The sequence below is a fragment of the Streptomyces sp. NBC_00414 genome, assembly GCF_036038375.1.
Classification (GTDB): Bacteria; Actinomycetota; Actinomycetes; order Streptomycetales; family Streptomycetaceae; genus Streptomyces.
Map to the genome: position 1 here is coordinate 2,245,616 of NZ_CP107935.1, position 18,795 is coordinate 2,264,410.

The window sequence follows — 18,795 nt, forward strand, 5'->3', positions numbered from 1 at the left end:
GTGCCCGACGACGCACGAGCACGACAGCGCACGGGGACCGGGCTGGGTCTGCTCCTGGCTCTGGTCCTCGGGGCCGTGCTGCTCACGGCCGTCCCCGAGGACGACAGCGGGGACGCCGGATGCCGGGCCCGTACGGTCGCTTCGTGGGACGCGAACACCGACGTCACGGACGCGTTCGCGCGGTACGGGGACGACGCCTCGCGGGCCGACGACTGGACCGGCGGCGACGGCACGCACTCGGTGCGGCTGCCGGACGGGCGGGTGCTCTGGCTGTTCTCGGACACCTATCTGGGTCAGGTGCACCGGCCGCCGAACCCGGCGGGCGAGTCCTACGCCTGGCGGGACACGACCGCGCCGCTGGTGCGCAACTCGGCCGTGGTCATGGAGGACGGGCGGCTGCGACGCACGCTCCCCGCTCCCCTGTTCGCCGACCCGGCGCCCGGGCAGTGGCGCTGGCCGGTGGCGGCACGCGTCGAGCCCCGCTCCCCCGGCTCGTCCGAGCAGGTCGTACGGGTCGTGCTGTGGACCCGTACGACCGGCGCGTACCCGTGGATCTACGGGGTGCCCACCGCCACCGAGGTCGCCACGCTGTCGCTGCCCGATCTGCGGCTCGAAGGCATCACGCGGATCCTCGACCAGCAGAAGGTCCGGGATCCGGCGCGGCGGGTGCTGTTCGGCACGACCGCGCTGACCCACGACGACGACTGGACGTACGTGTTCGGCGGTGACGACGCGCGGGCCGCGTCCCGGCCCGCGTCGAACGCGTACGTCGCGCGCGTGCCCCGGGGCCGGCTCGCGGACCCGGACGCGTGGCAGTACTGGGACGGTGAGCGCTGGACCATCCCCTCGCACATGAAGCCCGTGCTCGGCGACGGCGGGCGCGAGGGAGTGGGCAGCGCCTTCACGGTGGCCCGCGACAAGGGGACGTACGTCCTGTTCACGATGGCGGCGGGCGCCGAGGGGCTGACGACCGTCACCTCGTACTGGGCGTGCTCCCCCACCGGGCCCTGGCACGGGCCCGGCAAGGGCTTCAGCCCGCCGCTGCCGGAGCGGGGGGCGGGCGTGGCCGCGTACAACCCGCAGGTCCATCCCGCGATCAGCCGGGGCAGGCTCGTGCTGAGCTACGACGTCAACTGGCTGGACACGAACGGCGGGGTGACGGCGCAGGCCAACCTCAGCCGGAACGTGTCCCTGTACCGACCGCGATTCGTGACGCTCCGGCTGGGTCCGGGCTGAGGGACGGCTGCGGCTCGGGGTCGCGGGAGCGGCGCTTGGCGATGACCGCGCAGACCATGAGCTGCATCTGGTGGAAGAGCATCAGCGGCAGCACGGCCAGTGAGGCGTGGGCGCCGAACAGCACGCTCGCCATGGGCAGTCCGGACGCCAGGGACTTCTTCGAGCCGGCGAACTGGATGGCGATGCGGTCCTCCCGGCCGAAGCCGAGGGCCTTGGAGCCGTACCAGGTCACCGCCAGCATCACCGCGAGCAGCACGACCTCGACGGCGAGCAGTCCGCCCAGGCGCAGCGGGCTGACCTGGTGCCAGATGCCCTGCACCATGCCCTCGCTGAAGGCGGTGTAGACGACGAGCAGGATCGAGCCGCGGTCCACGTGACCGAGGACCTTCTTGTGGCGTGCGACGAAGCCGCCGATCCAGCGGCGCAGCAGTTGTCCGGCGAGGAACGGCACCAGCAGCTGGAGCACGATCTTCAGGAGCGAGTCCGCGGAGAAGCCGCCGCCGGTGGAGCCGAGGAGCGCCGCGGCGAGCAGCGGGGTGAGCACGATGCCCACCAGGGAGGAGAAGGAGCCCGCGCAGATCGCGGCGGGCACGTTGCCGCGCGCCATGGAGGTGAAGGCGATGGACGACTGGACCGTCGAGGGGACGAGGGTCAGGAAGAGCAGTCCGGTGTGGAGGGAGTGGTCCAGGAGCACCGGTTCGAGGCCGCGGGTCGCCAGCCCCAGCAGCGGGAAGAGCACGAACGTGCAGGCCAGGACCGTGAGGTGCAACCGCCAGTGCCGTACGCCGTCCATCGCCTCGCGGGTGGACAGACGCGCCCCGTAGAGGAAGAAGAGGAAGGCGATCGCCGCGGTGGAGGCGCCGGAGGCGACCTCCGCACCGGTGCCCCGGGCGGGCAGCAGGGCGGCGAGACCGACCGTGCCGAGCAGCAGCAGGATGTACGGGTCTATCGGCAGCCAGGACGGCCACTTCAGGCGTTTCACGGTGCTCCGATGGTGCTGGGGGCGCTGACGGTGCTGGGTCGTGTCGGCGGTTTCCCGACGGTGCGTGCCCTCTCCATCGTCCTCCTCCGGCCCTTGATCGGGAATCCGGTACACCGCTCTGACTGTCATCACGAAACACGATGACCCGGTAGCCTCGGGCCGGTGTACGACCCCTCGCAACTGCGTACCTTCCTCGCCGTGGCCCAAACGCTGAGCTTCACGCAGGCGGCCCGGCGGCTCGGGCTGCGGCAGTCCACGGTCAGCCAGCATGTGCGGCGCCTGGAGGCCACCGCGGGGCGGCAGCTGTTCACCCGGGACACCCACTCCGTGGAACTGACGGAGGACGGCGAGGCGATGCTCGGGTTCGCGCGCCGGATCCTGGAGGCGCACGAGCAGGCGGCGGCGTTCTTCAGCGGCACACGGCTGCGCGGCCGGCTGCGCTTCGGCGCCTCGGAGGACTTCGTCCTCACCCGGCTGACCGAGATCCTGGAGGGGTTCCGGCACGACCATCCCGAGGTCGACCTGGAGCTGACGGTCGAGCTCTCGGGCACCCTCCACGAGCAGCTCGCCGAGGGGAAACTCGACCTGGTACTGGCCAAGCGCCGCCCGGAGGACCCGCGCGGCGAACTGGTCTGGCACGACCGCATGGTCTGGATCGGCGGGGAGCGCCTGCGGCTGGATCCCGACCGTCCGGTCCCGCTGATCGTGTACCCGCCGCCGGGCATCAGCCGGGCCCTGGCCCTGGAGGCCCTGGAGCGCCAGGGCCGGTCCTGGCGCATCGCGTGCACCAGCGGCAGCCTCAACGGGCTCATCGCGGCGGCCCGCGCGGGGCTCGGTGTGATGGCGCACTCGCGGGGCCTGATCCCGCCGGGGCTCGTCCGCGTCCCCGACCGCGCGGGCCTGCCGGAACTCGGCGAGGTGGAGTTCGTCCTGCTCCACGGCAGACGCCACACGGCGGCCCGGGGCGCGGCGGACGCCCTGGCCGCCTCGATCCTCACGGCAGGCGACCGCCTGCACCGGGCCCCGTAACGGGGCGCGGGCTGTGACATGTGCGGCTCCGCCGCGGGGCGCGGCCGGCCCTCACCGGCCCGCAGATCCATCCGGCCGTCGGCTGCACCCCGCGAAGGCGCCGAGCGCGCCCGGACCCCGGTAAGCGCCCCGTACAGATTCCGTGGAGATTACGGAACCGAAACTTACGGAAGAGTAAGGATTCTGTCCCGCCCTCCCCCCTTGTGGCCGGATTTCAGGGGTTGACCAGTGCGTACATCCCGCCCGGGCCCGATTCACGGCCCCTCCCGCGGCAGCGTCACGTGGGGTAGCTTTCACCGCCTGCGGAGCACACAAGGAGTGGGGATTGAGCGAGTTCACCAACCCTCCCCTGGCGTCGGCACCGCCGGTGGGCGGCCTGGCCGATGCCGTCTTCGAGTATGCCCAGGAGGACCCCCTCTACATCGCGCTGGGCCGCAAGGACGAGCACGGCAGGTGGCGGGACGTGACGTCCGCCGAGTTCCGTGACGAGGTCCTCGCGCTGGCGAAGGGACTGCTGGCCCACGGTGTCCGCTTCGGCGACCGGGTCGCGATCATGTCCCGTACGCGCTACGAGTGGACCCTCTTCGACTACGCGCTGTGGTCGATCGGCGCGCAGGTCGTGCCGATCTATCCCACCTCGTCGGCCGAGCAGGTCTTCTGGATGCTGCACGACGCGCAGGTGTCGGCGGCGATGGTGGAGCACGAGGACCACGCGATGACGATCGCCACGGTCATCGACCGGCTGCCGACGCTGCACAAGCTGTGGCAGCTCGACGTGGGCGCCGTGCAGGAGCTGTACGAGGCGGGCGGCCACATCGACGACGAGGTGGTGCACCGGCACCGTCGCGCGGTCACCCCGGAGTCGACGGCGACGATCATCTACACGTCCGGCACCACCGGCCGCCCCAAGGGCTGTGTCCTCTCGCACGCCAACTTCATGTTCGAGACGGACACGGCGATCGAGCGCTGGGAGCCGCTCTTCCACTCCAAGCGCGGCGACGAGGCGGCCACCCTGCTGTTCCTCCCCCTCGCGCACGTCTTCGGGCGCATGGTGCAGGTCGCCGCCGTCCGGGGGAAGGTCAAGTTCGGCCATCAGCCGCAGCTCAACGCGGCGGCCCTGCTGCCCGACCTGGCCGCGTTCCAGCCGACGTTCTTCCTGGCCGTGCCGTACATCTTCGAGAAGGTCTTCAACGCGGCCCGCCGGAAGGCCGAGAAGGAGGGCAAGGGCGGCCCGTTCGAGAAGGCCGTCGAGGTCGCGGTGCGCTACGCGGACGCGGTGGAGGCGAAGGCGTGGGGCATCGGCCCGGGGCCCTCGGCTGCGCTGCGGATGCAGCACCAGCTCTTCGAGAAGCTCGTCTACTCCAAGATCCGTAGCGCGATGGGCGGCCGGGTACGGCACGCGATGTCGGGCGGTTCCGCGATGGACCGGCGCCTCGGCCTGTTCTTCGCGGGCGCCGGCGTGCAGATCTACGAGGGGTACGGGCTCACCGAGTCCACGGCCGCGGCGACCGCCAACCCGCCCGAGCGCACCCGGTACGGGACCGTCGGCCAGCCCATCCCGGGCACGACCGTGCACATCGCGGACGACGGCGAGATCTGGCTGCACGGCGACAACGTCTTCCAGGGCTACCTCAACGACCCGAAGGCCACCGACGCGTCCCTGCACGACGGCTGGCTGGCCACCGGCGACATCGGCGCGCTCGACGAGGACGGCTACCTCACCATCACCGGGCGCAAGAAGGAGATCCTGGTGACCTCCGGCGGCAAGAGTGTCTCGCCGGGGGTGCTGGAGGAGCGGGTGCGCGACCATCCGCTCGTCGCGCAGTGCATCGTGGTCGGCAACGACCGGCCGTACATCGCGGCGCTCGTCACGCTCGACGGGGAGGCCGTCGACCACTGGCTGCAGATGCGGGGCAAGGCAAAGCTCACCCCCGCGGAGCTGGTGCGGGACCCCGACCTGGAGACCGAGGTACGGCGGGCCGTGGTCGCCGCGAACACCCTGGTCTCCCAGGCCGAGTCGATCCGCACCTTCCGGATACTGGCCCACCAGTTCACCGAGGAACACGGCCTGCTGACCCCGTCCCTGAAGCTGAAGCGCAAGGCGATCGAGAACGCGTACGCGGCGGAGGTCGAGGCCCTGTACCGCGCGTAGCGGCCCGTAAGGGGCGCGGGGCCGTGTCAATCTGCGGCTCCGCCGCGGGGCGCGCTCAGCCCGCACCTGCCCGCACCCGACACGTGACCTGACGGTACGTCACATATAGGCGCGCCACATATTGACGGCCCGTCAGATCCCACGGATCATTTCGGTCACCCGACGGAGGGGGCCGACCGTGTCGCGACCGACCCGCACCATCGCCGCAGCGGTGGCCGCAACCGCGCTGCTGCTGACCGGCGCCTGCAACTCGGCATCGTCCGGCGGCACTTCGAAAGCCGGGGACTCCGTACGCGGGGTCACCGACACCGACATCAGGGTCGGCGGCATCGTCTCGATGACAACGGCGAGCGGCTACTCGAAGAAGGACACCGACCTGGGCGCGAAGGCCCGTTTCGACCGCGCCAACGCGGAAGGCGGCGTGCACGGACGGGAGATCGACTACCTGGGCGCGGAGGACGACGGCCAGGACCCGTCACGGAACCTGGCGGCGGCCCGCGAACTCGTCCAGCGGGACAAGGTGTTCGCGATCGCGCCGATGAGTTCGACGACGTTCTCCGGCGCGGACTTCCTGCAGGAACAGCGGGTGCCCACCTTCGGCTGGGGCACGCTGCCCTCCTTCTGCGGGCCGTCGTACATCTACGGTTTCGGCGGCTGCATGGTGCCGATGCCGGGTGGCACCATCTCGCAGACCTGGCCCGAGGGCCTCGAACAGGTGATGGGCGGCGCCGGGGGCCGCAGCGTGGCGATCATCGCGAACGACAGCGACGCGGGGAAGTTCGGCATCCGCACCTACCGGCAGAGCTTCGAGTCGGCCGGGTTCGAGGTCACCTACGCCGAACCGTCGGTGCCCGCGGCGGCCGTCCCGAGCGACTGGTCGGCGTACACCAAGGAGATCCTGCGCAGCGACGGCGGCAAGGCTCCCGACGCGATCGTCTCCGTGATGCAGACCCCGTACAACATCGGGCTGTTCACGGCGGTCAAGCGGACGGGGTACCGCGGTGTGCTCACCGATCCGACCGACTACGACCCGGGGCTGCTCGCCGAGAGCGCGACGAGGAAGGCGCTCGAAGGGGTGCACGTCCTGACGTCGTTCCAGCCGTTCGAGCAGCGGAGTGCGGCGATGGCGCGGTTCGGGAAGGACATCAGGAAGGCCGCGGGCAAGGATGTGCCTCTCAACATGCACATGATGACCGGCTACATGTCGGCCGATCTCTTCCTCGCCATCGCCGAGAAGGCCGGCAAGGACCTGACCGTGTCGTCCTTCCAGAAGGCGGCGGACGGGTTCGCGGACACCGGAACGCTGGTCGGCGACCGGGCCGAACGGCAGGGCCAGAAGGAGTCGTTCGGCTGCGGGGCGCTCGTCCAGCTCAAGGGCGGCGAGTACGTGGTGTCGGCGCCGTTCAAGTGCTATCCGCCGATTCCCTTCAAGTAGGGGACCCGGCATGGCCGACCTTCTCGGGTTCGTACTGAGCGGACTGGTGTCGGGCGCGCTGTACGCGCTGCTCGCCACCGGCCTGGTGCTCTCCTACTCGGCGTCGGGCCTGTTCAACTTCGCGCACGGCGCCACCGCCTATCTGTGCGCCCTCGCCTTCTACGAACTGCACTCGGGGTTCGGCCGGCCGGCCGTCCCCACGGCGGTGCTGCTGGTGTGCGTACTGGCCCCCGCGCTCGGCTGGGGCCTCGACCGGCTGATGTTCCGCAAGCTGGCGCGGGTCGGTGAGACGGCCCAGATCGTCGCCACCATCGGCCTGTTGGTGGCGCTGCCCGCGCTGGGGCTGTGGATCGTCGAGCTGCTCCAGGACGCGGGCACGTCCGTGAAACCGGCCGAGAACCAGTTCGGGCTGCCGGGGGTCGGGCCCAGCCCCGCCAAGTCCTGGCAGCCGGTCGACGGCGTCGGCGTCGACTCCGACCAGCTGATCATCTGGGCCGCGACGGCCGTGGTGGCCCTCGGCCTGTGGGTCCTGATGCGGCACACCCCGCTGGGACTGCAGCTCAGGGCGGCCGTCGACAACCGCTCGCTGGTGGAGCTGCGGGGGCTGAGCGCGGACCGGCTGTCGTCGATCGCGTGGATGCTGTCGTCGGGGCTCGCGGGGCTGGCGGGCGTACTGGCCACGCCTCTTCTCGGGCTGTCCGCCCACGACTTCACCCTTTTCCTCTTCGTCTCGGCGACGGCCGCGGTGCTCGGCCGCTTCGTATCCGTACCGCTGGCGTTCGTGGGCGGGCTCGGGCTCGGGGTGCTGCAGAACCTGGTCGCCGGGTACGCGGACTTCGCCGAGCGGATCACCGGGTTCCGCACCGCCGTGCCCTTCCTGATCCTCTTCGCCGGACTGCTGCTGTTGACGCGGCGCAGGCGGACGGCGGGCACGGCGGCGGTGGACCCGCCGCCGGTCGACTATCTGGCGGGTCGCTCCCGGCTGCGGCGGTGGGGCCCGTGGACGGTGGCCGCCGTGCTGCTCGCGGTGTCCTTCTACACGGTCACGACCCCTTTCTGGAGCGGTCTCCTCGCCCAAGGGCTCGCCCTGTCCCTGGTGTTCGTGTCCTTCACGGTGGTGACGGGGCTCGGCGCGATGGTGTCGCTCGCGCAGGCCACGTTCGTGACCGGGGCTGCGCTGGTGGCGGGGCTGCTGATGAGCCATGGCTGGCCGTTCGTGGCGGCGGCTGCCGTGGGGACCTGCGCGGCGGCCGTGCTCGGCGCGCTGGTGGCCCTGCCCGCGCTGCGGCTCGGTGGCCGCTCGCTCGCGCTGGCGACCCTCGCGCTCGCCTTTCTCGCCGATCAAGTCCTTTTCCAGATCGGGTGGTTGCGCAACGGCGACACCGGGTGGGCGATCCCCCGGCCGGTCCTCGGTCCGGTGGACCTGGGCGACGACCGGGCGCTCGGGGTCGCGCTGACCGTGCTGGTCACCGCCGCCGTCACCGCACTGAGCGCGCTGCGGAACTCGGCGTCGGGCCGGGCGATGCTCGCGGTGCGCTCGGCGCCCGCGGCGGCGATGGCCTCCGGGGTGTCGGTCGTCCGCACCAAGCTCACGCTGTTCACGCTGTCCGCCGGTCTCGCGGGCTTCGGCGGCGTCATGTACGCCTCCTACAACACCCGTGTCACCGCCACCGACTTCACCGCGATGACGGGACTGGTCTGGCTGGCGGTGGTCGTCGCGGCCGGCCTGCGGCGCCCGCAGTTCGCGGTGGTCGCCGGGCTGGTGTACGCCCTCGTACCGCACCTCCTCTCGGACTACGTCACCGAGTCCGTACACCTCCCGGTGGTCCTGTTCGGCCTGGCGGGCCTGGCCCTGGCGAACGACCCGGACGGATACTGCGCGGCGATCCCGGCCCGGCTGCACCGGCGACGGCTGGCGGGGGTGGCGAGAGGGGCGCAGGCCGGTGCGGCGCAGGCCGACGCGAAGTCGGCCTACGCGGCATCGGCGGACGCGCCATCGGCGGAACCGGCGTCCGGCGCGACCGTCGCCGGACAGGCGGGCCCGCCGCCCGACTCCCCCGGCGAACCGCCCGAACCCGCACACGCGCCCACACCCGCACCGGCCCTGCGCCTGTGCGGCATCCGTGCCGGATACGACGGCGCGCCCGTGCTGCACGGGGTGGACCTCGCCGTACGCCCCGGCGAGATCCTCGCGCTGCTCGGCCCGAACGGGGCCGGCAAGTCGACGACGTGCCGGGTCGCCGCGGGTCTCGTGGCTCCGCTCGGCGGCCGGGTGTACGTGGCGGGACGCGACGCCACGAGGGACGGAGCCGTACGCCGATCACGCGCCGGAGTCGTCCTGGCGCCGGAGGGACGGGGCATCTTCCCGGCCCTCACCATCGAGGAGAACCTCGCCCTGTATCTGAGCGGCCGGGACGGACGGGACGCACGCGAGGCCGTGTACGAGCGTTTCCCCGGCCTCGCCGGGCGGCGCGGGGTGCCCGCCGGAGCCCTCTCGGGCGGGGAACAGCAGATGCTCGCGCTCGCCCCGCTCCTCCAGCGCCCCCCGAAGGTCCTGATCGCGGACGAACCGTCCCTCGGCCTCGCGCCCCGCGTCGTAGAGGAGGTCTTCCGCCTCCTCACCGAGCTCCGCGCCCACGGGACGGCCCTGCTCCTCGTGGAGGAGAAGGCGACCGAGGTGCTGGAGGTCGCGGACACGGTCGCGTACGTGGCGCAGGGGCGTGTGACGTGGTGCGGCCCGCGTTCGGCCGTGGAGGCGGACCGGCTGACGGAGGCCTATCTGGGGCTGGCGGCCAGGCCCGGGACGGCCTCCGGGCCGGTCCCGCGGACGGCGCCCGGACCACCGGTGGGGCCGGCGGCTCCGCCCACGAGCGAGGGAGCGGGCCGCCCATGACGAGCACGGGGGACCCCGTCCTGCGCGCCGACCGCGTCGGCGTCCGATTCGGCGGCGTCCGGGCGCTCGACGACGTGAGCCTGTCCCTTCGCCCCGGCGAGATCTGCGGGCTCATCGGCCCCAACGGCGCCGGCAAGACCACCCTCTTCGACGTGCTGTCCGGCATCCGCCGCCCCGACGAGGGCCGCGTCCACCTCGACGGGACGGACGTCACCCGTCGTTCCCCCGTCTGGCGCGCCCGCCACGGAATGCGCCGTACGTTCCAGCGCCAGCAGCTGTTCGGGCAGCTCACCGTGGCCGACAACCTGGTGGTGGCCCAGGAGTGGCGCGGCGGCGGAGGCGGACTCGCGGCCGACCTGCTGGGCGCACCGGCCCGGCGTACGTACGAGAGGGAGCGCCGGGCCAGGGCCGCAGAGGTCCTGCGCACCTGTGGGCTCGACGGCCTCGGCGACACCTACGCCGCCGCCCTCCCGGTGGGCCGGGCCCGCACGGTGGAGCTGGCCCGTGCCGTCGCGGACCCGCCCCGGGTGCTGCTGCTGGACGAACCCGCCGCCGGGACGACGGCCGACGAGAGCCGTAAACTGGCTTCCGTCGTACGGCGGTTGTCCGAACAGGAGGGTTGCGCGGTCCTCCTCGTCGAGCACGACGTCGCCTTCGTCATGGAACTGTCCACCCGGGTCGTCGTACTCGACCTGGGCCGGGTGCTGGCCGAGGGCACCCCCACCGAGGTGCGTGCCGACCGTCAGGTGCGGGAGGCGTATCTGGGCGCGGCGACGGCCGCCCGGGCCGACGCCCCCTCGCCGTGACGGGTCCCCTCGTAGCGCGAGGGGACCCGATCAATGGTTCGGACCTGCCGTAGTGGGTACTTTCCCGGCCGAACTCCCTTCCGGTCCCCCTTTCGACCGGCGAACGCACGGGACAGGAATGCACGACGGCCCGTGATCGTTGACGATGGAGTACCACCCGACGACGTAAGGAATCGAAAGCTCGTGAGCAAGGTCCCCCCGATCATCCTGAACAACGGCGTCGAGATGCCCCAGCTGGGCTTCGGTGTCTGGCAGGTGCCGGACGACGAGGCCGAGCGAGCCGTCTCCACCGCGCTGGAGGCCGGGTACCGCAGCATCGACACCGCCGCGATCTACGGCAACGAAGTGGGCACCGGCAAGGGCCTCGCCTCCTCCGGCATCGCCCGCGAGGACCTCTTCGTCACCACCAAGCTCTGGAACGCCGACCAGGGGTACGACTCGACGCTGCGCGCCTTCGACGAGTCCCTGGAGAAGCTCGGCCTCGACCATGTCGACCTGTACCTCATCCACTGGCCGATGCCGGACCGGGGCAAGTACGTCGACACGTACAAGGCCTTCGAGAAGCTGCACGCGGACGGCCGTGCCAAGTCCATCGGTGTCTCCAACTTCCACCCGGAGTACCTGGAGAAGCTGATCGACGCGACGTCCGTCGTCCCGGTCGTCAACCAGATCGAGCTGCACCCGCACCTTCAGCAGTCCGCGTCCCGTGAGTTCCACGCGGCGCACGGCATCGCCACCGAGGCCTGGTCCCCGCTCGGCCAGGGCAAGGGCCTCCTGGAGGTCCCGGCCATCGTGGCCATCGCCCGCAAGCACGACCGTACGCCCGCCCAGGTCGTCCTGCGCTGGCACCTCCAGCTGGGCAACGTGGTGATCCCCAAGTCCGTGACCCCGTCCCGGATCAAGGAGAACATCGACGTCTTCGGCTTCACCCTCGACGCCGAGGACATCGCCGCGATCACCGCCCTCAACGAGGACCGCCGACTGGGGTCCGACCCGGCGACGGTCAACGACTGACGACACCTGACCGGCCGGCCCAGGTGCCGCACCGGCGTACGACATGACGAAGCCGCCGCCCGTATCACTCGGGCGGCGGCTTCGTCGCGTTCTGCCCGGCCAGAAGGCCCGGTCGGGCGGGCTGGCCAGAAGGCCTGGTCAGACGGGCTGGCCGGTCGGCCGTACGACCACGGTGTTGACGTCCACCCCGGCCGGCTGCCGGATCGCCCAGACGACCGACTCCGCGAGCTGGTCCGAGGTGAGCAGATGCCCGGGCGGCAGGCTGCCGTAGCTGTCCCAGAACGGGGTCTCCACCCGGCCCGGGGAGATCAGCGTCACTCCCACGCCGTACTCGGTGACCTGGCGGCGGGTGTTCTCGGCGAGCCCGGTCACGGCCCACTTCGTCGCCCCGTAGATGTTGCCGGGGGTGTGGATGTGCCCGGCCACGCTGCCGATGAGCACGATCCGCCCGCGGGTCTCCTTCAACCGGTCGATCGACGCCCGGATCAGCAGCGCGGGTCCGAGCACGTTGGTCAGCACCATGTCCCGCCACCCGGCCGGATCGCCCTCGGCGACGGTGTCGTGCGTGGCGTATCCCGCGTTGGCGACGACGGTGTCGAGCCGCCCGAACTTCCGCACCGTCGCCTCGACCGCGGCCTGGACGTGGCCGTAGTCGGCCGCGTCGCCCGGGAAGGTCAACAGCCCGTCGGGTTTGCCGAGTTGCCCGGCGAACCCGCGCAGCCGCTCCTCCCCGCGCCCCGTCACGGTCACCCGGTGTCCCGCGTCGAGCAGTTGCCGGGCCACCGCGGCCCCGATACCGCTGCCGCCGCCGGTGATGAGCGCAACCGGTGAGTCGATCATGTCTTCCCCCAAGTCATGTTCGGCCAGGCCGAGTTCGACCAACCGCCCGGAGTCCATCACTTGGAGCGCACTCGATGTCAACAGCCTTCAGAACGGCGGCACTTGGGCTGGCGCCACTACGGCTTCACCCCGACGTACAGCGTCAGCGCCGTCAGTACGAACACGTCCGGCCGGTGGAAGACGCTCGCCTTGTCCTCCGGGTCGAGGAGCCGGTCGAGGGTGGCGCGGTCGTCGGCGTCCAGTCCTTCGGCGAGTCCCTCACGGCGGTGGCCGAGGGAGGTGGCGACGAAGGCACGGGCCTCGTCGGAGGCGGGGGCGGGGACGTCGAGCAGGAAGGTGCGGGTTCCGGTGTGGCGCAGGCCGACCGCGGACAGCAGGGCCGGCCAGTCCTCGACGTCCTCGACGACGGCGCCGGGCAGCTCGGCCCGCATCCGGGCGAACCACTCCTGCTCGATCGCGTCCATCCGGGCGTGCAGTCCGGGACGGCCGATGCCGAAGTCGCGCGGGAGGTAGCGCGAGGGCAGGCCGCCCTCCAGCAGTGCGAGGGTCCCGCCCGGCGCGAGCCGGTCGACGAAGCCGGCGAGGGCGCCGCGCTGGTCGCCGACGTGGTGCAGGGACCGGCTGGCCCACAGGAGGTCGGCCGGGTACTCCAGGTCGCCGAGCCCGTCGCCCAGCTCGGCCCGCAGCGTGCCGAAGCGGTCGGCGATCCCCCGCTCGGCGGCGCGTTCGCGGGCCCGCTCCAGGAGGGGCTCCTCGCCGTCGACGGCGATGACCCGGGCCGCCGGAAAGGTGTCGGCGAGCAGACAGGAGATGACACCGGGGCCGCTGCCCGCGTCCACGATCAGCTCGGGATCGGGCCGCATCTCCCGCAGCCAGCTCGCCGCCTGCGTGTAGAGCGGAGAGAACAGCTCTGCCTCCTGCTCCAGCATGGGGAGCATCTCGGCGAAGTCGATGTGGGTGTGACCGTGGCCGTGACCGTTGCCGTCGTGCTGTTCGTGACCGTGCGCCATGGCTGCGAGCCTCTCGTTCGGGTACGCCCCAGCCTGCGCCACCCCTCCCCAGAACAGCCACTCACCTTGCCGAAACAGCAACAGTTCCCCGCGCCCCATAAGGGGCGCGGGGAACGGCGCATTCTTTGGATCTTTCAGGTGACCGAGCGAAAAGCGCAGGTCACAGAGCGGGATACGCGTTCTTCATGAGCTCCTGGAACTGCGCGGAGAACCAGTGCCCGGACAGCGGCGCGTTCGCCAGCGCCCCGGACATGTTGTTGTTGTTCCGCGGGTTGCCGGTGTACGTGGGGTCGCACATCCGGTCGAAGCCCTTGCCCTCGTCGTTGGGGATCGCGGTGCTCGACCCGTCCGACTCGCCCGGCGGCTTCATCCACACGTAGGCGTCGATCCCGGTCGCCGGCGCCGCCTGCGGCCGCTCGCCGAGGCCCGCACCGGACTGGTTGCACCAGTTGCCGAGGTGGATGCGCCGGTCGTAGCGGCCCCCGTCGACATAGGTGTCCACGGTGGTCGTCGCCCCGGGTCCGGTGGGCCGTGCCGTGCCGCCCCAGCCGTTGCGGGAGGTGTCGATCAGCATGCCGATGCCGGAGGGGAAGCCGATCGAGACCAGCTGGGTACGCATGGCCTGCGCGTACGACTGCTCGTCGACGTACCGGTTCCAGTCGATCCACTTCGACAGGCGCACCGACGTCCCGTTGACCGAGTCGTTGATCGTGAAGTTGGCCTCCTTCGTGGCGCTGTAGTTGGCCGTGTTCACGATGAAGCCGTGCACGTCGGCGACGGTCGCGCCCTCGGCGGAGGCGGCCTCCTTGAAGAGCGCGGCGGAGGGTGCGAAGTTGTCGTCCCAGCCGAGCCAGCCGTGGTGTCCGGCGTCCACGTAGTTGTAGACGTTGGGCACGTCGCCGAGCTTGTTCAGCGCGTAGCCGACGCCCTTCACGTAGTTGCCGTTCGCCTTCATGGTGTCGCAGTTGGCGGTGGCGGTGGCGCGGGGCGAGACGTTGGTGACGAGGTTCGGCAGGGAGTCGATCTCGACGGTGGTCACGATGCGCAGACCGGCGTACTTGGTGTCGGCGAGGATCGCCGCGATCGGGTCGATGTACTGGGTCTTGTACTTGTCGATCTCCGTCGGGCCCAGCTCACCGTTCGAGGCCAGTGCGGCGCAGTCACGGCCGGGCAGGTTGTAGATGACGAGCTGGACGACCAGTTCGTCCGAGCCCTTCTGCGCCAGTGCCGCGTCCAGGTGGGCGCGCAGGCCCATGCCGCCGTTCACGCCGTTGATCGCGGCGATCCGGTCGAGCCACACGCCGGTCGGCTGGTTGGCGATGCGGCTGCCGCCGGTCTCGGCGGTGGCCTTCGCCTTCCACTCCGGGTTCACGTACACCTTGGCGCCCGCGTACGGGTTGTCGACCCTGCTGCCCGTTCCCGGATCGGTCGGGTCGGTGGGGTCCGTGCCTCCGTCGTCGACGTTGCAGGTCACACCGTCGAGGGTGAAGGTGGTGGGCAGCGCGTTGGTGCCGCTGTAGGTGCCGTTGAAGCCGAAGCTGACCGAACTCCCGGTCCCGAGCGCGCCGTTGTAGCTCTCGTTGGCCGCGGTGACTGCGGTGCCGCTCTGGCTGAGCTTGGCGTTCCAGCCGCTGGTGACCTTCTGGTTGCCGGCGTACGACCACTTCACGGCCCAACTGGTCTTCGCCGCGCTGTTGTTGGTGACCGTCACCGAGGTGGTGAAGCCCGTGTCCCACTGGTTCTGCACCTTGTACTCCACGGTGCAGGGGACGGCGGCCACGCCGGCGTCCGGGGGTGCTGCCGCGACGGCGGCGCCCGCGGTGCCGGCGACCAGCGCCAGCGCCGCGAGAAGTGCAGTTCTGGTACGGCTCATGTGCGGGGTGTCCTATTCGTCGAGGGCGCGCGCAGGCTCGCGCGGCCCGATGCCGAACGACGTGGAAGTGCCGTCGTGAGGGGAGAGCAGAGCCCGCCCGATGGCACGGCCCCAGGTGTTCCGGGTCCGGACCGGGCAGGAAAGTGCTCACGTCGAAGCACGTCTCGAAGCACGTCACGACGCGGCCGATGAAGGAGTGCGTTGGCGCCGACCACTGAAAAAGGTGAACGCGGGGGGTGTCGCATGAGCGACTCCTTGCAGTTCGGTCGCGCCGTCACCGACGCGTCGACTGATGGAACCGCTCCCACTGGTGCGGACGAAGGTAGCGCCAAGTGTTGGTAAACGACAGAGGAGTTGCACTCTTGATCTATCGAATCATTTCGACTCTTCAAGCACCTTGACCCCTTGCACCCCTCTCTCCAATATGGGAGCGCTCCCACTGGTTCAAGGCTTGTTGCTCCTCCCCCCGTCTCCGAGCCGCAAGGAGAGGAACCAGAACATGGCACTCAGACGCAGACGCCGTGCGCGGCGGATGTGGACCGCCGTGGTGGCGGCCCTCGCACTTCCGCTGACCATGCTGACGACCGGTACAACTCCTGCACAGGCGGCGGCTGTTCAGTGCAGCGTCGACTACAGGACCAACGATTGGGGCTCCGGTTTCACCGCCGAGCTCACGCTCACCAACCGCGGCACGGAGGCCATCAACGGCTGGACCCTCACGTACGGCTACACGGGCAACCAACAGCTCAGCAGCGGCTGGAGCGGCACCTGGTCGCAGTCCGGGAAGACGGTCACCGCGCAGAACGCCTCCTGGAACGGGACGATCGCGGTCGGGGCGGCCGTCACGACCGGCGCCCAGTTCACGTACAGCGGCACCAATGCCGCACCGACCTCCTTCGCGATCAACGGCACGACCTGCGCCGGCGCCCACCAGCCGCCGATCACCGTGCTGACCAGCCCCGCGGCGGGTGCCGTCTACTCCCAGGGCACGGCGGTCCCGCTCGCCGCGACCGCCGCGGCGGCGGACGGCGCCACGATCAGCAAGGTCGAGTTCTACGACGACACGACACTGCTGGGCACCGACACCAGCTCGCCGTACTCGCTCTCGGCCACTGGCTTGACCGTGGGCAGTCATTCGTTGCTCGCGAAGGCCTACGACAGCCTGGGCGCTTCGGCGGAGTCGACGCCGGTCGGCATCACGGTCGCCTCGGGTCCCGCCGTGGTGGTCTCGCCGACCCAACTCGGCGTCCAGCAGGGCAAGACGGGCACGTACGACGTGAAGCTCTCGACCCAGCCGTCGGCGAACGTGAGCGTGACGACCACTCGCGCGAGCGGCAACACGGGACTGTCCGTCACCGGCGGGGCGTCACTGACCTTCACCCCGTCGAACTGGGCCACGGCGCAGAAGGTGACCGTCACGGCCAACGCGACCGGCACCGGTTCGGCCGTCTTCGACTCGACGGCCACCGGGCACGCGAAGGCCTCGGTGACCGTCACCCAGCTCGCCGCGTCGAAGGAGTACGACGCCCGCTTCCTGGATCTCTACGGGAAGATCACCAACCCGGCGAACGGCTACTTCTCGCCGGAGGGCATCCCGTACCACTCGGTGGAGACGCTGATCGTCGAGGCGCCCGACCACGGCCATGAGACGACCTCGGAGGCGTACAGCTATCTGCTGTGGCTGCAGGCCATGTACGGCAAGGTCACGGGCGACTGGACGAAGTTCAACGGGGCCTGGGACATCATGGAGAAGTTCATGATCCCCACGCACGCCGACCAGCCGACCAACTCGTTCTACAACGCCTCGAAGCCGGCGACGTACGCACCCGAGCTGGACACGCCGAACGAGTACCCGGCGCAGCTCGACTCGGGGGTCTCCGTCGGTCCTGACCCGATCGCGGCCGAGCTGAAGAGCGCGTACGGCACGGACGACGTGTACGGCATGCACTGGCTGCAGGACGTGGACAACGTCTACGGGTACGGCAACTCCCCGGGCAAGTGCGAGGCGGGCCCGGCCGACACCGGCCCGTCCTACATCAACACCTTCCAGCGCGGTGCGCAGGAGTCGGTGTGGGAGACGGTGCCGCAGCCGACCTGTGACGCCTTCAAGTACGGCGGCACGAACGGGTACCTGGACCTGTTCACCAAGGACGCTTCCTACGCCAGGCAGTGGAAGTTCACCAACGCTCCTGACGCCGACGCGCGTGCCGTCCAGGCCGCGTACTGGGCTGACATCTGGGCCGAGGCGCAGGGCAAGGGCGCCGAGGTGTCGACGACCGTCGGCAAGGCCGCGAAGATGGGCGACTATCTCCGCTACTCGATGTACGACAAGTACTTCAAGAAGATCGGCAACTGCGTAGGGCCGTCGACCTGCCCGGCAGGCACCGGCAAGGACGCCTCGCACTACCTGCTGAACTGGTACTACGCGTGGGGTGGCGCGACCGACGCCTCGGCCGGGTGGGCCTGGCGCATCGGCTCGAGCCACACCCACGGCGGCTACCAGAACCCGCTGGCCGCGTACGCGCTCAGCAGTTACTCCGATCTGAAGCCCAAGTCGGCCACAGGACAGGCGGACTGGGCCAAGTCCCTGGGCCGGCAGCTGGAGTTCTACCGCTGGCTGCAGTCCAGTGAGGGTGCCATCGCGGGCGGCGCGACCAACAGCTGGCAGGGCCGCTACGCGACACCGCCCTCCGGGACGCCGACCTTCTACGGCATGTACTACGACGAGAAGCCCGTCTACCACGACCCGCCGTCCAACCAGTGGTTCGGCTTCCAGGCGTGGTCGATGGAGCGGGTCGCCGAGTACTACCAGCAGACAGGGAACGCGGACGCCAAGCTCGTCCTCGACAAGTGGGTCGACTGGGCGCTGGCCCACACCACGGTCAACCCGGACGGCACCTTCCGGATCCCGAGCACCCTCCAGTGGTCGGGCAAGCCGGACACCTGGAACGCGTCGAGTCCCGGTGCCAACACGGGACTTCACGTCACCGTCGCCGACTACACGAACGACGTGGGCGTGGCGGCCGCGTACGCCAAGACGCTGACGTACTACGCCGACCGGTCCGGTGACACCGAGGCGAGGACCACGGCGAAGGCGCTGCTCGACGGTATGTGGGCGAACAACCAGGACGCGCTGGGCGTGGCCGTCCCGGAGACGCGCGCCGACTACAACCGGTTCGACGACGCCGTGTACGTGCCGAGCGCGTGGACCGGCAAGATGCCCAACGGCGACGCGATCAACTCGTCGTCGACGTTCGACTCGATCCGGTCGTTCTACGAGGACGACCCGGCCTGGTCGAAGATCGAGGCGTACCTGGCCGGTGGGGCCGCGCCGTCCTTCACATATCACCGGTTCTGGGCCCAGGCGGACATCGCCCTTGCCATGGGCTCATACGCGGAGCTTCTCGAATAGCCCCCGCTGAAACGCTCCGCGGGAAGGTCGGTACGTCGGCTGCGGCTTCGTCGTGGCTGGTCGCGCAGTTCCCCGCGCCCCTAAAAGAGACGGGGCTCGGGTCGTGACAGAAC

The 18,795-nt window shown here is 70.7% G+C and carries 12 protein-coding genes; 8 read left to right on the forward strand and 4 right to left on the reverse strand.

Features of this window, described 5'->3' with window-relative positions; all coding sequences use genetic code 11:
* Complete coding sequence (locus tag OHS59_RS09645; RefSeq protein ID WP_328492965.1) at positions 1–1,236, forward strand: DUF4185 domain-containing protein; 1,236 nt, start codon at positions 1–3, stop codon at positions 1,234–1,236.
* Here OHS59_RS09645 and OHS59_RS09650 read toward each other — a convergent pair.
* A complete protein-coding gene (locus OHS59_RS09650; protein WP_328492966.1) occupies positions 1,175–2,218 on the reverse strand; it encodes a bile acid:sodium symporter family protein in 1,044 nt (347 codons plus the stop codon). The genes OHS59_RS09645 and OHS59_RS09650 overlap by 62 nt on opposite strands.
* A gap of 162 nt (positions 2,219–2,380) precedes the next feature.
* Between OHS59_RS09650 and OHS59_RS09655 the strand changes: the two genes are divergently transcribed.
* From OHS59_RS09655 to OHS59_RS09680, 6 genes are all read left to right on the forward strand, one after another.
* Complete coding sequence (locus OHS59_RS09655) at positions 2,381–3,247, forward strand: LysR substrate-binding domain-containing protein (RefSeq protein ID WP_328492967.1); 867 nt, start codon at positions 2,381–2,383, stop codon at positions 3,245–3,247.
* A 325-nt stretch (positions 3,248–3,572) separates the two neighbouring features.
* Complete coding sequence (locus OHS59_RS09660; RefSeq protein ID WP_328492968.1) at positions 3,573–5,399, forward strand: AMP-dependent synthetase/ligase; 1,827 nt, start codon at positions 3,573–3,575, stop codon at positions 5,397–5,399.
* Between the two features lie 178 nt (positions 5,400–5,577).
* Positions 5,578–6,834: an ABC transporter substrate-binding protein gene (locus OHS59_RS09665; protein ID WP_328492969.1), complete on the forward strand. Its 1,257-nt coding sequence runs from the start codon at positions 5,578–5,580 to the stop codon at positions 6,832–6,834.
* A gap of 10 nt (positions 6,835–6,844) precedes the next feature.
* Entirely contained in the window at positions 6,845–9,727 is a 2,883-nt protein-coding gene (locus OHS59_RS09670) for an ABC transporter permease subunit (RefSeq protein WP_328492970.1), read from the forward strand.
* On the forward strand, positions 9,724–10,533 hold the full coding sequence (locus OHS59_RS09675; RefSeq protein ID WP_328492971.1) for an ABC transporter ATP-binding protein: 810 nt from the start codon (positions 9,724–9,726) through the stop codon (positions 10,531–10,533). Before OHS59_RS09670 ends, OHS59_RS09675 begins: the two co-directional genes overlap by 4 nt.
* Before the next feature lie 225 nt (positions 10,534–10,758).
* Positions 10,759–11,547 carry an aldo/keto reductase gene (locus tag OHS59_RS09680; RefSeq protein ID WP_328499146.1) on the forward strand — a complete coding sequence of 263 codons (789 nt, stop codon included), beginning with the start codon at positions 10,759–10,761 and terminating at the stop codon, positions 11,545–11,547.
* Positions 11,548–11,685: 138 nt separating this feature from the next.
* On the opposite strand, the gene OHS59_RS09685 is transcribed toward OHS59_RS09680, so the two are convergent.
* From OHS59_RS09685 to OHS59_RS09695, 3 genes are all read right to left on the reverse strand, one after another.
* Positions 11,686–12,387, reverse strand: coding sequence for an SDR family oxidoreductase (locus OHS59_RS09685; protein WP_328492972.1), 702 nt, complete (start codon positions 12,385–12,387; stop codon positions 11,686–11,688).
* A gap of 116 nt (positions 12,388–12,503) precedes the next feature.
* A complete protein-coding gene (locus OHS59_RS09690) occupies positions 12,504–13,397 on the reverse strand; it encodes a methyltransferase domain-containing protein (protein ID WP_328492973.1) in 894 nt (297 codons plus the stop codon).
* 160 nt (positions 13,398–13,557) lie between these two features.
* Positions 13,558–15,270 carry a glycoside hydrolase family 6 protein gene (locus OHS59_RS09695; protein ID WP_328492974.1) on the reverse strand — a complete coding sequence of 571 codons (1,713 nt, stop codon included), beginning with the start codon at positions 15,268–15,270 and terminating at the stop codon, positions 13,558–13,560.
* 499 nt (positions 15,271–15,769) lie between these two features.
* Between OHS59_RS09695 and OHS59_RS09700 the strand changes: the two genes are divergently transcribed.
* On the forward strand, positions 15,770–18,682 hold the full coding sequence (locus OHS59_RS09700; protein WP_328492975.1) for a glycoside hydrolase family 48 protein: 2,913 nt from the start codon (positions 15,770–15,772) through the stop codon (positions 18,680–18,682).
* Positions 18,683–18,795: the final 113 nt, after the last annotated feature.

Bases quoted from the DNA above. Each gene is read 5' to 3' on its own strand.
- OHS59_RS09670 (WP_328492970.1), top strand. From the start codon at position 6,845: ATGGCCGACCTTCTCGGGTTCGTACTGAGCGGACTGGTGTCGGGCGCG.
- OHS59_RS09685 (WP_328492972.1), bottom strand. From the start codon at position 12,387: ATGATCGACTCACCGGTTGCGCTCATCACCGGCGGCGGCAGCGGTATC.
- OHS59_RS09675 (WP_328492971.1), top strand. From the start codon at position 9,724: ATGACGAGCACGGGGGACCCCGTCCTGCGCGCCGACCGCGTCGGCGTC.
- OHS59_RS09680 (WP_328499146.1), top strand. From the start codon at position 10,759: ATGCCCCAGCTGGGCTTCGGTGTCTGGCAGGTGCCGGACGACGAGGCC.
- OHS59_RS09700 (WP_328492975.1), top strand. From the start codon at position 15,770: ATGGCACTCAGACGCAGACGCCGTGCGCGGCGGATGTGGACCGCCGTG.
- OHS59_RS09695 (WP_328492974.1), bottom strand. From the start codon at position 15,270: ATGAGCCGTACCAGAACTGCACTTCTCGCGGCGCTGGCGCTGGTCGCC.
- OHS59_RS09690 (WP_328492973.1), bottom strand. From the start codon at position 13,397: ATGGCGCACGGTCACGAACAGCACGACGGCAACGGTCACGGCCACGGT.